We start from the raw sequence: 14,308 nt of genomic DNA on the forward strand, positions 1-14,308 counted from the left end.
CCGGGAGCGGTCGTCCCTGGCCCGGACGCGCCGGCGGCGGCGGGCGCAGGTCCCGCCACCGCCACCGACACCGCCGCCACCGGCGACAAGAACAAGCCGGCGACGACCAACGGCACCGGCGCCACGGCCACCAAGCCGGCCGGCGGCACCGTCGCGTGCGGCGCGGCCGCACCGGCCGGCGGCAACGGCGGCGCCACCGACACCGGGGTCACCGAGACGACCATCAAGATCGGCGCCACGTTCTTCAACGGCGGCTTCCTGGACAAGTACAGCCAGGTGTCGCAGAACGCGGCCACCGCCTACTTCAACTACATCAACAGCCAGGGCGGCATCTGCGGGCGCAAGATCGTCTACTCACCGTGCGACACCGGTGGGACCGCCGACGGCACGACTGGCTGCCTGTCCAAGCTGGCCGCCCAGGACAAGGTCTTCATGATGGGCCCGTCCCTGGACTTCAACCTGGACATCGTTCAGAAGACCCTCGCCGACAACAAGCTGCCGTGGGTCGGCTCCTCCGGTCTGTACGACCAGGAGTTCACCAGCCCGTGGATGTACCCGACGCAGATCCCCGGCGGTTCGGTCGGCGCTCTCATCACCACCCACGCGGTGAAGGCGCTGGGCGTCAAGCGCATCGGCGTCTCGCAACTCCGTAACGGCGCCGGTCCGTCCTGCACCGGCAAGGTCAAGTCCACCGCCGAGGCCCTCGGCGCCCAGATGGTGTCGGTCGCCCTCAACGCCGACGTGGAGACCAGCCTCGACAGCCAGGTCGCGGCGCTGAAGAACGCGAACGTCGACTCGGTCCTGTTCTGCAACGACCCGGTGAACACGATCAAGTTCATCCAGGCCGCGCAGCGCACCGGTTGGAAGCCGATCTTCTTCGGCGGGTTCGTCGCCGCGGACGACGTGCCGCAGGCCGCCGGCGCGTACGGCAAGGGGATGTACGGCCTGACGATGTACGACTTCTACAAGTCGGACTCGCCGGGGCTGCGCGAGTACAAGAAGATCACCGAGTTCTACTACCCGAACACCTTCCACCACTTCTACGAGCAGGCCGCCTACGTCGGCGCCGCCGCGATCGTGGCCACGCTGAAGGCGATCGGCCCGAACGTGAACCGGACGGACTTCGTCAAGCAGCTCAAGACGATGCGCTCGTTCGACGTCGGTCTGGGCCTCAAGCTCGACTTCGCGAACCTGAAGAACGCCGTGCCGAGCGGGATCATCCTCAAGGCCGACGACAACCTGCAGTGGCAGATCGAGTCCAAGCGGTTCTCGCCGTCCGGCGCGAAGTCCAGCGTCTCGGAGAGCGTGCGTCCGGACTTCGTCGCGGACCGGACGCGCAGCCGGATCGCCCCGGCGCGGACGTTCTGATCCATGGAGAGGTTCTTCGGATATCTCGTCACGGGGCTGGCCAACGGCGCGATCTTCGCCCTGGTCGCCCTCGGGGTGGTGGTGATCTACCGGGTCAGCCGGGTGATCAACCTCGCCCAGGGTGCGATCGGCGTCTTCTCGGCGTTCGTCTTCCACTACACGCTGATGGGTGACTTCGGCCTTCCGGTCGCGGTCGCCACGGCGGGGGCGATCCTCGTCGGAGCCGTGCTCGGCGCGGGCGTCGAGAAGTTCGTCGTCCGGCCCGTGCAGTCGCGCGGCGCCCTGGCCACCCTGACCGCGACCACGGGCGTCCTGCTGCTGCTCACCGAGCTGACCGTGCAGCTGTGGGGCCCGAACAACCCGGTCATCGCCTCGGTGTTCCCGGACACGCTCGTCCGTATCGGCAACACGGGTGTGACGGTCCACCAGATCGCCACGGCCGGGCTGGTCATCCTCCTGGCCGGCGGGCTGTACTGGATGCTCGCCAAGACCTGGGTGGGCGTGGGCATCACCGCCATCGCGCAGGACCCAGGTGCGGCCCGCATCGTCGGGCTGCCGGTCCGCTCCATCGTCACACTGACCTGGGCGATCGGTGGTGCGAGCGCCGCGCTGGCCGGCCTGATGTACATCCACCTCAACAGCCTCGACCAGATCAGCCTGACGTTCGTGCTCATCTCCTCCCTGGTCGCGGCGGCCCTCGGCGGGTTCAACAGCCTGCCGCTGGCCGGCGCGGGTGGGGTCGCGGTCGGGCTGATCTTCAGCTTCGGCCAGGGGTACCAGCCGGTCGCGGGCATCGGTCAGCTGCTGGTCTTCATCGCGCTTCTGGGAGTGCTGCTGGTGCGGTCGAACAAGCCGACCCTCGACGTCGTTTCGGAGTTCTGATGGCTCGGGGCGTGCAGGCGGGCGTGGACAGCGTCAGGGACGCCGCGGATCGCGGCGTCCGGCTCACCGGCGGTCCGCTGATGAACGGCAAGGCCCTCGAAGTGGGCACGGTCGCGGCGATCGCGATCGGCCTGCTGGTCTGGCCGCTGCTGACTCCGCAGGTCGCGCACTTCTACGGGAGCCTGTCGGCGATCTACGCGTTGATCGGTCTCTCCCTGGTGATCCTCGTCGGGTGGACGGGCCAGATCAGTCTCGGGCACGCCGCCTTCGTCGGTGTCGGGTGTTACTTCGGCGCCAAGCTGCTGAACAACGACGTGCCCCTGGTTCTGACGGTCCCTCTGATCGGTCTCATCGGTGCCGCCGTCAGCCTGATCCTCGGCATCCCGTCCCTGCGGCTTCGCGGCGTGTACTTCACGATCGCCACCCTGGCATTCGGCGCGGCGTGCCAGCAGTACTTCTTCACCCGGCCCGAGGTCCGGGGCATCGCCGCCGACCAGGTCCCGCGCGCGGACCTGGTGGGCATCCAGACGACCTCCGACCGCGGTCTGTACTACGCGGTGCTGGTGGTCCTGGCGATCGCGCTGGTGCTGGCCTACAACACCCGGCGCACCGACGTGGGCCGCGTGCTGTTCGCCATCCGCGACTCCGAGCAGGCCGCTCAGGCCATGGCGATCAAGATCGCGCCGTACAAGATCGGCCTGTTCGCGGCGTCCGCCGCCCTGGCCTCGATCGCGGGTCTGTTCTACGGGATGTTGTTCCAGGCGACGCCGGCCCCCGAGCAGTTCAGTGTCCTGCAGTCGCTGTTCTACCTGGCCATGCCGGTGCTCGGCGGCGCCGAGGCGCTGCTCGGTGCCCTGGTCGGCGGGACCTTCCTGGCGGTCGGTCAGCCACTGGTCAACATGTTCGACGTCCGACTGTTCCTGGTGACGTCGATCGCGCTGCTCCTCACCCTGCTCTCCGGCTACGACGGCGTCACGGGCGCCCTGAAGGCGGCGCGCAAGGCGGTGGCGGACGCGGTGCGCGGCGAACCGGTGCGCTACGGCTCGTTCGTCCCGCACGAGGAGGTCGACCACACCCCGCCGCGGGTGCACGCCACGGTCGCGGACAGCCCACCCCCGGTGGGCAGCGTGGTTCGGGTTCGGATCGTCCCGGGGGTGCGTTCATGAGCGGCCATCTGATCGGCACCGGCCTGACGAAGCGTTACGCCGGCCTTGTCGCCAACGACAACGTCGACATCGAGGTCCGCCCCGGCGAGATCGTCGGGCTGATCGGCCCGAACGGCGCCGGCAAGACGACCTGCTTCAACTGCCTGACCGGGGCTCAGAAACTGACGTCGGGTTCGATCACGCTCGACGGCACGGACATCTCCTACATGCCCGCGAGCGAACGGGCGAAGATGGGCCTGGCCCGTACCTTCCAGCAGGCGCAGCTCTTCAAGCACCTGTCGGTGGAGGAGAACCTGCTGCTGGGGCGTCACCGGCACTACGGCGCCGGCGCGCTGCGCGCGGCGCTCGGCCTCGCCGGCGCCGCCGAGCGCAAGTCGCGCGGGATCGTCCACTCGATCGCCGACCAGTGCGGGCTCACCGAGGTGCTCGACGCCCCCGTGGGCGACCTGCCCTTCGGCACGCAGCGCATGGTGGAGGTGGCACGGGCGATCGTGCTCGAACCCACGGTGCTGCTGGTCGACGAACCCGGCGCCGGGATGGACAGCACCGAATCGGCCTATTTCGGGGCACTTCTTGCCCGAATCAGCCGTGAACGGAACATGTCGGTGCTTATCATCGAGCACGATGTCGCGATGATCCTGTCGATCTGCGACCGAATCTACGTTCTGAATTTCGGCAAGTTGCTCGCCCAGGGCACCCCGGCCGACATCCGGGCCAACGCCGAGGTCCGCGCGGCGTACTTCGGGAGCACGGTCCAGGAGGCCGCCGTATGACCGTCACGTCGCACAGCGGTGCCGCCGGCTCCCCGGCTCCCGACGCGGTCAAGGCCGTGACCGGTGCGGCCAAGCCGATTCTCGCCACCCGCGCGCTCGATGTCGGGTACGGCAACGTGCTGGCCGTCCGCCGGCTCACCCTCCAGGTCAACCCCGGCGAGATCGTCGCCCTCCTCGGACCCAACGGCGCGGGGAAGACGTCCAGCCTTCGTGGCATCACCGGTCTGGTGCGGCCGCAGGCCGGGACCGTCAGCGTCAACGGCGTCCGGATCGACAACCGCGGCCCGGCCGTGGCGGTCCAGGCCGGTCTCGCCCACGTGCCCGAGGGCCGTCGGGTGTTCCCCGAGATGAGCGTGACGGACAACCTGCGCCTCGGTGCCTGGTCCGTCCGTCGCCGCTCGAAGGTCGTCGAGTCGCGCCTCGCCGACGCCTACGCGTTGTTCCCCCGGCTGGCCGAGCGCCGTGCGCAGCTCGCCGGGTCGATGTCCGGCGGCGAGCAGCAGATGCTCGCGATCGCCCGGGCGCTCATGAGTGACCCGAAGCTGCTGCTCATCGACGAGCTCAGCCTCGGTCTGTCCCCTCTCGTGGTCGACGAGATCCTGGCTCGGCTCCTGGAGCTGAACAAGGAAGGACTGTCCATCCTGCTCATCGAGCAGTTCGTGCACCGGGCCATGGACGTGTCGGACCGGGTGTACGTGTTGAAGAAGGGGCACGTGGCGTTCAGCGGAACACCGGCGGCTGCCATCCGGATCGGCGCGGTCGAGGAGGCCTACCACCTATGAGCAACTCCAAGAGAGAGCTGCTGCGAAAGCGGGGAGTGCAGACCGCGGCGGGATCCACCGCCCTGCTGCTCACCGCCGGCGTGGCCTTCGTGTGGAACGCGCCCGCCCAGGCGGCGGCGCCGGACAACCTCGCGGTGTACTACGCCTCCAGCCACGCAACCCCGGCCAGCGTGGTCAGCCGCGTGCCGGTCGAGACGGCCGGCGGCTACCTCGTCTCGCAGAGCTCGGTCCAGATCGGCAAGTCCCAGGCCCTGGCCGCGGGCTTCACGTTGGGGCCGCTCGGCGACGCGTTCGTGGTGACCTCGGCGCCGCCCGGCACGATGACCCAGTTCCCGACCGTCGTCAACGCACAGGACCCGCCGTCGGAGACCGCCCCGCGGGAGAACTCGCTGTCCGCCGGCAACGGCGGCGGACCGAGCCTGGGCAGCGAGGTCCGCAACGCGGACCTGTCCGCGCGCGCCAGTGACAGCCCGAACGCGATCGCCAGTGCCTCCGGGCAGAGCATCACGACCCCGATCTACACCGCCGGCGCGGGCATCTCGCGCAGCGAGAGCGCGGTGCTGCCGGACGGCACCGTCCAGACCAAGGCGATCAGCTCGATCCAGAACCTGCTGATCGGCGGTCCGACCGGCCTGAAGATCGCGAACGTCGACAGCATCGCGACGATCACCATCGCGCCGGGCCAGAAGCCCGTCACGTCACTGCAGGTGCACACGTCCGGAGCGTCGTTGGCCGGCGTGCCGGTCATCCTCGACAAGAACGGCCTGCGGATCTCGGACCAGATTCCGCTCCCGGCCTCCAGCATCGCGGCCTTCAACGCGGGCGTGGCCGGACTGGCCGAGCAGGGCCTGACGTTCATCGCCTCGACCGAGACCGTGAAGGTGGGCGAGGGAGAGGCCGAGCTGTACGGGTCCGCCTTCACCTTCCGCTACAAGCTTCCGGACTCGGAGATCGAGCGGCCCAGTGACATCGGGTCGGACGAGACGTTCGAGTACGGCAAGGTCACCGCCAAGGTCACCTCGCGCGCCCTCGGTTCGCTCGGGGGTCCGGACCTGGCTCCGGCCGCGGGAACCGATGGTTCGGCGCTCCCGGGCGTCGACACCGCCACCGGTGCGGACCTGCCCGCCACCGCCGATCTCGGCGCGCTGCCGTCGACGGTCGGCGCGCTGCCGACCGTGGGGATCGGTGCCACCGCCCCGGCCGCGGCGGCTCCGGCCGGCTTCACCCTCACCCGGCCGAGCCTCGCCCCGGACCAGTTCAAGGACGGGTACCGCTACCTACTCCTGGCCGCCGCGCTGGGCATAGGCGGCCTGCTCGCCATCCTTCGCAAGCGCCCCATCGCATAGAGGAGCACCGATGAACGACCGCGTGAGAGATCTCCGACTGAAGGCACTCGCCGGTGCTCTGGTCCTGAGCGGCCTGGTCGGCGTGCTGCTCGGGTTCCTCGGTGTGCGCCGTAACGACGACATCGTGCTCCAGATGCCGTACCTCGCATCCGGTGGCCTGGTGGGGCTGGCGCTGATCGGCCTCGGCGCCATGGTGATGATCCAGCAGCAGATGCAGGAACAGAGCCGGCGGGCCGCGGCGGTGACCGAGTCGCTGGAGGAGTGGAAGGAGGCCGCGCTCGCGGAGCTGCGTGCCTTCCTCGAGAGTGCGACCCTCGAGCTCGAGGTCCGTAACCCGGCGCCCCCGCAGCGGCTGGAGAACAGCAGCGTCGGCGCCCCCCGGGACCACGTCTAGCAGGTACCTCCGCCGAGTCCCGTAGCGCCGCTCAGACCGAGCGGACGCTGCGGGACTTCGGTGTGCTGGGGGCCGGTGCCGCGATCGCGCTGACGCGCTTCCACAGCAGATCGCACACCAGCAGGGCCACCTCCAGGTCGAGGCGGTCGTCGCCGAGGGGCCGGCCGCGCACCTCCTCGGCCTTGCGGATCCGGTAGCTGACGGTGTTCTTGTGCAGGTGAAGCCGGGCGGCGGCCTCGGTGAAGCTGCCGTTGGCGTCGAGGAAACAGCGGACGGTGGCGCGCAGTCGCGCGGTGGAGTCGTCGGTGGCGGCGAGACCGCCGAGGACGCGCTCGGTCCAGTTCCACAGTTCGTCGGGGTGGTCGGTGAGCAACGCCGCGATCGCGACCTCGTCGAAACTGACGAGCTGGTCGTCGTCGCTCATCGTCTCGGCCACCTTGCGGGCCCGCTGGGCCTCGCGGAGCGTGCTCCGGAACCCGCTGAGTCGGGCCCCTGGCGAACCCAGCGCGATGCGCAGTCCGGGGTGGGCGATCAGGCGTTCCCGGAGCAGCGCCAGGTCGAGGAGCGGCTCGCTCGGTCCGCTGAGCCAGGCCCACATCGTGTGGTCGTCGGCCAGCAGCGTCAGGGGATTGCGGCCCGAGGCCTCGATCAGCAGGCGGTTCGCCGCCTGCAACGCCGCGTCCGGGTCGGGCGTCGCCGGCGCCACCCACACGATCGCGGCCTGGTGCCGACCCGAGAGCGGGGTGCCCAGCAGGTGCTCGGCGGAGCTGTCCGTGAGGTTCTCGTTCTCCAGGATCGTGCGCACCTGGGCGGTGCGGGCCGCACCCGTGCGGCTGTTCCAGCGCCGCAGCTCGGCCTCGTAGATGTCGATCAGCCCGGCGATGACCTGGTCGATGTAGCGGTTCACGCGCTGGGTGATCTCGGCGACGGCGGCGAGCGCACGGTCCGTCTCGAGGTCGGGCATCTCGCGCAGCAGCGCGAGGGACCACTCGGTGAGCCGGTGCTGACCGAGACGGTAGGCGCGCAGCAGAGCCTCGAGAGAGAGCTCGTGCTGGGCGAACCGACGGGCGTACTCGGCGGCGGCGGCCGGGACCGTGATGCTGTCGACGGGGATCTTGTGCGCGAGCACGTCGACGATGGCCTCCAGGTTGGAGGAGGTGCTCGCGACCATCAGCTGCCGCACGGTCTCGTCGTGCTGGAACTCGGGGATGACCTCGACGAAGTAGTCCGTCAGTTCGGTGGTCAGCTCAGGCAGGTTGGTGTCGATGACGCGCGCGATCTCGGAGACGACCGCGTCGACGTCGACTGGCATGGCGCGAAATATACGCCCGGCCCCGTGCTGAGTCCGATTCAAAAGCCCTTCGGGAGGCCTGTGAAGCAGGTGAACCGGCCTCGGTTGGGGGCGGTGTAACCGTCCGGGGTGAGGTGCAGCAGCCCGTAGCAGTCGTTGGCGCTCGGGGGAGCGGCGCGGTGGAAGGTGATGGGTGGGGCGAGCCCGTCGAGCGTCTCGTTGCGGACCAGCCACAACCCGTCGAGCAGCAGCGCGCGGGTGAGGGTGCCGGCCCGCGCGCGGTCGGCGACGAGCGCGAACGCCCGCTCGAACAGACGGCCCGAGGCGTACTGGCTGATGGTGTTCTGGTCGATCGAGGTGCCCGGCGCGAACCGTTCGTAGGCGGCGCGGAACGCGCGGACGCCGCCGCCCTCGGTCGCGAGGAACGGGACGTTGCCGGCACCGAGGAACGCACCGAGCTTGCGGACGTTGGGGTCGAGCGCGGCCTCGGCGGTGACCGCGAGCGCCGAGGTCGCGACGGCGGGGGTGTACCCGAGCGAGAGGCAGGACCGCGCGAAGCGTGCGTTGCCGGAGCCTTCGAGCGCGACGAAGACCGCGTCGGCGCCGGCGGACCTCAGGGCCTGGCACTCCGCCGTGTAGTCGGGTGAGGTGATCGAGGAGATCTTGCGCAGCACGACCTGCAGGCCCGAGGCCTTGGCCATCGCCTCGAAGTTCGCGTTGATCTGACCGCAGATCGCGGCCTCGACGCAGTAGACCAGACCGATCCGGTCCGAGCTCGCGGCCCGGGCGGCCTCCTTCATCGCCCCGGCGTACGCGGCGAGCGGACCGCCGCCCTGCGGGAAGAACCAGGGGCTGGAGAACCACGGCGCCTCGATCAGGTCGCCGCCGACGAACGGCACCTCGTTCTGCTCGGCGAACCGCTTCGCGGCGGCGAAGGTCGTCGGCACCCCGGCGCCGACGATCGCGATCGCCTTCTTGTTGTTCACGAGCTCGTTGAGGTTCGACGTCACGCGCGCGGGGTCGGCGGCGTCGTCCATCTGGTAGAGCTGCACCGGGTGGCACTGCACCCCGCCGCGGGCGTTGACGTCGCGCAGCCAGAGCGCGAGCCCGGTGCGCATGTTGAAGTTCGAGGCGCCGATGATCCCCGAGCTCGGGGCGGTCTGGCCGATGACCACCGGCGCCAGCGCTTTCGCACACGTCGCCCGCACTGGAGATGACATCTCTTGTGCAGGTTCCTCGCGGCGGGTCGGCGGCGCCGCAGCGGTCGCCGGGCCCGCGGCGGTCGCGGTGGCCGCGGGCCGGTCGGTGGCCGGTGCGCCGCCGGTCGTCGCGGGGACCGCGACGTCCGGGTCGGCCGGCAGGGGCGCGCTCGCGTGCACCGGGGCCGCGGCCGCGGCGCGCATGGCGGCGGTCCCGTCGGCGGCCTCGATCGCGTCGGTGGACATCCGCGTCCCGCACGCCCCGAGTGTCAGGCTCAGGCTCAGAACACCGACAAGAGCGGAGATCTGACGCCTCATCGGGAAGCGCGATCCTTCATCGCGTGCTGGTGCTCCTCGAACCAGATGCCCTGGCACGGGCCGAAGCCGACCCCGCCGTCGTCGGTCTCCCAGCGATAGACGCTGTCGTAGGTGAAGGCGTGCGGCCAGGAGACGATCGGGGACCCCGCGACGGCCCGTCCGGTCAGGCGCAGGACGCGACCGGTCGCGTCCTCGGCCTCGATCTCCTGGGCGAGCGGGTAGTACAGCTGCGGGTGGATCGCGGTGACGGTGCGTTCGACGAGGACGAGTTCGCGGATCTCGTCGCCGCGGCCGAGGAAGGAGAACATCGCGTTCGGCCCCTCGAACCCGACCTGGTTGAAGTACCGCCCGTCGTCGAGGTAGACCGGCGTCCACGAGATCGGGGCGTCGAAGCGGCCGCGGCGGTCCTCGGTGCGGTCCTGGTTCCACGAGCGGTCGCGGATCGTGTTGCAGTCGATCTCGTACGTCCGCCCGTGCAGCGTCAGTTCACCGACGCAGTGCATGAACTGCTCGCTGCCGCCGGGCGTGATCGTGCCCGCGAGATTCTCGCCGGGGATGACGGCGGCGCGGCCGACGAGCGGGCTCAGGGCCGTCTGCTCGATCTCGAACGCGGCGCGGCCGTCCGCGCTGCGGTAGGTGATCCGGGCCTTGCGGCCGAGCTCGCCGAACTCGATGCGGTAACCGCGGCTGGTCGTGATGACGTTGCCGTCGACCTCGGGCCACGGCAGCGTCATCGAGTAGTCGAGGTGCGCCATGTCGAGGACGCAGGAGTTGTCGAGCCCCTGGAAGATCTGGACGCTGCCCTGCATGAGCGGGAAGTACGGCTGGTAGCGGATGTAGCTGTAGCAGCCGATCTCCGCCTCGGGGATCTGAAAGCCGAAGTAGTGCGTGTGCGTGGTGTGCGGCGCGTACGCGCCGGCGTGCTCGCGGGGGTCGAGGCCGATCAGGTCGGTCTCGCCGGGCAGGACGGAATGACCCATCAGCGGTGCCCCGCCCATCCGGTGACCTCGCCGGCGGGGACGTCGACGCCGAGGTACCCGGCGAGCATGACGCTGGCCGGGTTGATCAGCCACATCGTCGACTCCGGCGGCAGGATCCCGGCCTCGGTCATCAGGTGGCCCGCGCGCATCACGGCGAGCGCGCCGAACGTCGCGGCGAAGCGCTCGTAGTAGTCCAGGTGCCGGGGCGTGAGGCCGGACAGCTCGGTCCAGCGCGCCAGAATCTCGTCCCGGTCGGGGAATCCGGGCGGACTCGGGGCGCCGTAACCCTCGGACCACAGGCGCAGCGCGTAGAGGAAGTACGCGAGGTCGAGCTCGGGGCTGCCGATCGAGGCGAGCTCCCAGTCCAGTGCGCCGACGACGGTCAGGTCGTCGGCGAAGAGCATGTTGCCGATGCGGGCGTCGCCCCAGGAGAGCGTCATCGGCTCGTCCGTCGGTGCGTGCGTGCGCAGGTACTCGAGGCCGGCCTCGATGACCGGGTGCGGACGGTTCTGATGTCCCGTCACGTAGAGGTGTTCGAGGAAACCGATCTGCTCGCCGATCCCGACGCGGCTGAGGCGGAGGTCGAGCCCGGCCCAGTCGACCTGCGCGACGGCGACGATCGTGGCGATCGCGTTGTCGATCAGGCGGTGCTGCTCGGCGGGGGAGAGGTCGAGGACCCACCCCGCGAGCGAGTACGGCGGGTCGTCCGGCGGCACCCGGCCGGCGATGTGGTCCATGACGAGGAACCGGTCGCCGAGAACGCGCGGGTCGAGTTCGACGCCCACGACGTGCGGCGTCGGCACCGGCGTCGACTCCGCCAGCGTCCGCATGATCCGGGCCTCGTCCTCGAGCCAGTAGGTCGGGAACAGCCCGGTGCCGTCCGGCGGCGCGACGCGCGCGACGTACGGCCGCTCGCCGGCGGTGAACAGGACGGTCTCGCAGGACAGGCCGCTGGCGGTGGGCACGGACAGGTCGCGGACCGGCTGCCCCATCCAGTGTTCGAGGGCCGCGGCGGCGCGCGCCGGGTCGATCCGATTCGCCAGGGCCACGTCGACTCCAAGTCCGTTGTGTAGTGCCGCACCACATCGTGGACTTGTGTAGTGTCACTAGTCAATGGCTGCGACGACGAAACGACCGCGCCGCGCGTCCGCCGACGTGCGGGAGCTCCTGCTGCGTGCCGCCCGGGACGAGTTCCTCGCCAAGGGCTACGCGGGCGCGACCACCAAGGCGATCGCCGCCCGGGCCGAGGTCTCGGAGACGGTGATCTTCAATCAGTTCGGCGACAAGACCGGGCTGTTCACCGAGGCCTTCGTCAGCCCGTTCGGCGAGGTCGTGGCCGAGTACCTCGACGCGCGGAACAACCCGCAGAACTCCTCACCGGCCGAACGTGTGGAGCGGTTCGTCGAGCACCTGTCCGCGCTGGCCCGCGAGTACCGCCCGATCCTGATCGCCGCGATCAACCATCGCCTCGACGGCACCGGCCCGGCCGAGGACGACCTGCTCGACCGTCTCGCCGCGGAGCTGCAGAAGATTCTCGGGATCGGCGAGCTCACCGACATCCCCGGCTTCGGCCCCGTCGGCCCCGCCACCCGGGCGAGCGCCGCCGCGATGGTGCTCGGAATGGCGCTGCTCGACGACCTGATTTTCCCCCGGAGCGCCGAGCGCCCCTCCGACACCCGCCTCGAGGCCGAGATGACCGCCGCGATCCTCAGCCGCCTCCGCGACCCCGAGGCCCCGCTATCCCACTGACCCGCTGACCCGCTGACCTGCATCGATGTCAAGAAAGGGTGACACCCCTTACTGCGCAGTAAGGGGTGTCACCCTTTTCAGGCCGCTCTCAGGTGACGCCGTCTCAAGCGGGTCAGACGGCGCCCTTGCAGGGGGCGTAGAGGGTGTTCCAGACGATCGCGGTGTACGCGTCGATCAGGGCCTCGACGGTGGCGTCGGGGGCGCCGCGGACGAGCTGGTGGAGACCGCGTTCGGCCATCCAGGTCAGCCACTCGGCGACCTCGGCGGCGGGGAGGTTGGGGTCGACGAAGCCCTCGCGCTGGCCGACCTTGATGTGCTTGCGCAGGCCGGCGGTGTTGTGGGCGATCAGGCCCATCGCGGCCTCGCGGACGGCCGGGTCGTAGGCGGCCGCGTCGAAGGCGGCGGCCATCAGGTTCGTGTGCGGCCGGTAGGTCAGCACGATCGACGAGAGCGCCTTGCGCAGGTCGTCGCGGTCGGCGGTCGCGTCCAGGCCCCACCAGTCGGTCGCGGAGTCGTCGAGGGAGTCGGTGATGTCCTCGAGCCAGGCGCGGAGCAGTTCGCCCTTGTCCTCGAAGTAGACGTAGAAGGTGGAGCGGGCGACGCCGGCCTGGGCGACGAGGCGCTCGACGGAGAGCTCGGTGAAGCTCTCGCCCTCGGCCAGCATCTGCTCGACGGCGGTGAGCAGCTTCGCGCGGATGTCGTCGCGCCGCTGCGCCCGGCTGCTCTGGGCCTTGCGCGTGATCGAGGGCATGGCCGCATTGTGACCGAACGGACGGCGCGGATCCACTAGGTGTCTGGACGGGATGTCCGAGATTTTGGACACTGGTCGTAGGATGTGTCTGGACGGACCGTCCGATTTTTCAGCCCTGCTGTCGAGGAGATCTGCTGTGCCCGAGGCCTACATCGTTGATGCCATCCGTACCCCGGTCGGGCGCCGCAAGGGCGGCTTCTCCGAGATCCACCCCGCGGACATGGGCGCGCACGTCATCGCCGCGGTCGTCGAGCGGACCGGCGTCGACCCCAACGCGATCGACGACGTCATCGTCGGCTGCCTGGACAACATCGGCTCGCAGGCGGGCAACATCGGCCGCACCGCGGCGCTCGCGGCCGGGCTGCCCGAGGCCGTGCCGGGCGTGACGATCGACCGCCAGTGCGGGTCCTCGCAGCAGGCGGTGCACTTCGCCGCGCAGGCCGTGATGAGCGGGACGAACGACCTGATCATCGCCGGCGGCATCCAGAACATGACGCAGTACACGATCCTCTGCGCGTTCGCCGCCGGCGAGCACTACGGCCTCGGCCGCACCGACCCGTGGACCGGGTCGGAGAAGTGGGCCGCGCGCTACGGCACCGACGTCCTCTCCCAGTTCGCCGGTGCCGAGGGCATCGCGGACAAGTGGAACATCACCCGCGAGGAGATGGAGCAGTTCGCGCTGACGTCGCATCAGCGCGCGCTCGACGCCCAGAAGAACGGTCACTTCGACCGCGAGATCCTCGCCTACGACACCATCACCGCCGACGAGGGTCCGCGAGCCGACACCAGCCTGGAGAAGCTCGCCGGCCTCAAGGAACTCGCGCCGGGCGGCAAGCTCACCGCGGGTGTCTCCTCGCAGATCTCCGACGGCGCGGCTGCGCTGCTCGTCGCGTCCGAGGCTGCGGTGAAGGCGCACGGACTCAAGCCCCGCGCCCGCATCCACCACATGTCGGTCATGGGCGCCGACCCGGTGCTCATGCTCACCGCGCCGATCCCCGCGACCAAGCGCGCCCTCGAGCGCACCGGCCTGAGCGTCGACGACATCGACCTGTTCGAGTGCAACGAGGCCTTCGCCTGCGTGCCGATGGCGTGGGAGAAGGAACTCGGCATCCCGCACGAGAAGGTCAACGTCAACGGCGGCGCGATCGCGATCGGCCACCCGGTCGGTGCGTCCGGCGCCCGCATCATGACGACGCTGCTCCACGAGCTCGAGCGCACCGGCGGCCGCTACGGCCTGCAGACGATGTGCGAGGGCGGCGGCGTCGCCAACGTGACCATCCTCGAGCGCCTGTAACAGCGTCGGTAGATC

At 70.1% G+C, this 14,308-nt stretch carries 14 protein-coding genes; 9 read left to right on the forward strand and 5 right to left on the reverse strand.

Annotated elements, in window-relative coordinates; all coding sequences use genetic code 11:
• From ABD401_RS02410 to ABD401_RS02440, 7 genes are all read left to right on the forward strand, one after another.
• Positions 1-1,368: ABC transporter substrate-binding protein (locus ABD401_RS02410; protein ID WP_344601197.1), on the forward strand; the 1,368-nt coding region annotated here is incomplete at its 5' end.
• 3 nt (positions 1,369-1,371) lie between these two features.
• The gene (locus ABD401_RS02415) at positions 1,372-2,250 is read left to right on the forward strand and encodes a branched-chain amino acid ABC transporter permease (RefSeq protein ID WP_344601199.1); all 879 of its coding nucleotides are present in this window, start codon (positions 1,372-1,374) and stop codon (positions 2,248-2,250) included.
• Positions 2,250-3,416 carry a branched-chain amino acid ABC transporter permease gene (locus tag ABD401_RS02420; protein ID WP_344601201.1) on the forward strand — a complete coding sequence of 389 codons (1,167 nt, stop codon included), beginning with the start codon at positions 2,250-2,252 and terminating at the stop codon, positions 3,414-3,416. Before ABD401_RS02415 ends, ABD401_RS02420 begins: the two co-directional genes overlap by 1 nt.
• Entirely contained in the window at positions 3,413-4,189 is a 777-nt protein-coding gene (locus ABD401_RS02425; RefSeq protein WP_344601203.1) for an ABC transporter ATP-binding protein, read from the forward strand. Before ABD401_RS02420 ends, ABD401_RS02425 begins: the two co-directional genes overlap by 4 nt.
• On the forward strand, positions 4,186-4,971 hold the full coding sequence (locus ABD401_RS02430) for an ABC transporter ATP-binding protein (RefSeq protein WP_344601205.1): 786 nt from the start codon (positions 4,186-4,188) through the stop codon (positions 4,969-4,971). Before ABD401_RS02425 ends, ABD401_RS02430 begins: the two co-directional genes overlap by 4 nt.
• Positions 4,968-6,317 carry a hypothetical protein gene (locus ABD401_RS02435; protein WP_344601207.1) on the forward strand — a complete coding sequence of 450 codons (1,350 nt, stop codon included), beginning with the start codon at positions 4,968-4,970 and terminating at the stop codon, positions 6,315-6,317. Before ABD401_RS02430 ends, ABD401_RS02435 begins: the two co-directional genes overlap by 4 nt.
• A gap of 10 nt (positions 6,318-6,327) precedes the next feature.
• Positions 6,328-6,711, forward strand: coding sequence for a hypothetical protein (locus ABD401_RS02440; protein WP_344601209.1), 384 nt, complete (start codon positions 6,328-6,330; stop codon positions 6,709-6,711).
• A gap of 31 nt (positions 6,712-6,742) precedes the next feature.
• Here the strand turns inward: ABD401_RS02440 and ABD401_RS02445 are convergent, their stop codons facing one another.
• Genes ABD401_RS02445 through ABD401_RS02460 form a run of 4 tightly spaced genes read right to left on the reverse strand, consistent with a single transcriptional unit; the run spans position 6,743 to position 11,548 of the window.
• A complete protein-coding gene (locus ABD401_RS02445) occupies positions 6,743-8,023 on the reverse strand; it encodes a PucR family transcriptional regulator (protein WP_344601211.1) in 1,281 nt (426 codons plus the stop codon).
• Between the two features lie 38 nt (positions 8,024-8,061).
• Entirely contained in the window at positions 8,062-9,519 is a 1,458-nt protein-coding gene (locus ABD401_RS02450; protein WP_344601213.1) for an ABC transporter substrate-binding protein, read from the reverse strand.
• Positions 9,516-10,517, reverse strand: coding sequence for a DUF7064 domain-containing protein (locus ABD401_RS02455; RefSeq protein ID WP_344601215.1), 1,002 nt, complete (start codon positions 10,515-10,517; stop codon positions 9,516-9,518). The genes ABD401_RS02450 and ABD401_RS02455 overlap by 4 nt, the downstream gene beginning before the upstream one ends.
• Positions 10,499-11,548, reverse strand: coding sequence for a phosphotransferase family protein (locus ABD401_RS02460; protein ID WP_344601217.1), 1,050 nt, complete (start codon positions 11,546-11,548; stop codon positions 10,499-10,501). Before ABD401_RS02460 ends, ABD401_RS02455 begins: the two co-directional genes overlap by 19 nt.
• A gap of 64 nt (positions 11,549-11,612) precedes the next feature.
• Between ABD401_RS02460 and ABD401_RS02465 the strand changes: the two genes are divergently transcribed.
• The gene (locus ABD401_RS02465; protein ID WP_344601219.1) at positions 11,613-12,248 is read left to right on the forward strand and encodes a TetR/AcrR family transcriptional regulator; all 636 of its coding nucleotides are present in this window, start codon (positions 11,613-11,615) and stop codon (positions 12,246-12,248) included.
• A gap of 112 nt (positions 12,249-12,360) precedes the next feature.
• Here the strand turns inward: ABD401_RS02465 and ABD401_RS02470 are convergent, their stop codons facing one another.
• Complete coding sequence (locus ABD401_RS02470; protein WP_344601221.1) at positions 12,361-12,999, reverse strand: TetR/AcrR family transcriptional regulator; 639 nt, start codon at positions 12,997-12,999, stop codon at positions 12,361-12,363.
• Positions 13,000-13,135: 136 nt separating this feature from the next.
• Between ABD401_RS02470 and ABD401_RS02475 the strand changes: the two genes are divergently transcribed.
• Positions 13,136-14,293, forward strand: coding sequence for an acetyl-CoA C-acetyltransferase (locus tag ABD401_RS02475; RefSeq protein WP_344601223.1), 1,158 nt, complete (start codon positions 13,136-13,138; stop codon positions 14,291-14,293).
• The last annotated feature ends 15 nt before the right edge of the window (positions 14,294-14,308 follow it).

It is taken from the genome of Sporichthya brevicatena (genome assembly GCF_039525035.1).
Classification (GTDB): domain Bacteria; phylum Actinomycetota; class Actinomycetes; order Sporichthyales; family Sporichthyaceae; genus Sporichthya; species Sporichthya brevicatena.

Bases quoted from the DNA above. Each gene is read 5' to 3' on its own strand.
- ABD401_RS02415 (WP_344601199.1), top strand. From the start codon at position 1,372: ATGGAGAGGTTCTTCGGATATCTCGTCACGGGGCTGGCCAACGGCGCG.
- ABD401_RS02420 (WP_344601201.1), top strand. From the start codon at position 2,250: ATGGCTCGGGGCGTGCAGGCGGGCGTGGACAGCGTCAGGGACGCCGCG.
- ABD401_RS02425 (WP_344601203.1), top strand. From the start codon at position 3,413: ATGAGCGGCCATCTGATCGGCACCGGCCTGACGAAGCGTTACGCCGGC.
- ABD401_RS02430 (WP_344601205.1), top strand. From the start codon at position 4,186: ATGACCGTCACGTCGCACAGCGGTGCCGCCGGCTCCCCGGCTCCCGAC.
- ABD401_RS02435 (WP_344601207.1), top strand. From the start codon at position 4,968: ATGAGCAACTCCAAGAGAGAGCTGCTGCGAAAGCGGGGAGTGCAGACC.
- ABD401_RS02440 (WP_344601209.1), top strand. From the start codon at position 6,328: ATGAACGACCGCGTGAGAGATCTCCGACTGAAGGCACTCGCCGGTGCT.
- ABD401_RS02445 (WP_344601211.1), bottom strand. From the start codon at position 8,023: ATGCCAGTCGACGTCGACGCGGTCGTCTCCGAGATCGCGCGCGTCATC.
- ABD401_RS02450 (WP_344601213.1), bottom strand. From the start codon at position 9,519: ATGAGGCGTCAGATCTCCGCTCTTGTCGGTGTTCTGAGCCTGAGCCTG.
- ABD401_RS02455 (WP_344601215.1), bottom strand. From the start codon at position 10,517: ATGGGCGGGGCACCGCTGATGGGTCATTCCGTCCTGCCCGGCGAGACC.
- ABD401_RS02465 (WP_344601219.1), top strand. From the start codon at position 11,613: ATGGCTGCGACGACGAAACGACCGCGCCGCGCGTCCGCCGACGTGCGG.
- ABD401_RS02470 (WP_344601221.1), bottom strand. From the start codon at position 12,999: ATGCCCTCGATCACGCGCAAGGCCCAGAGCAGCCGGGCGCAGCGGCGC.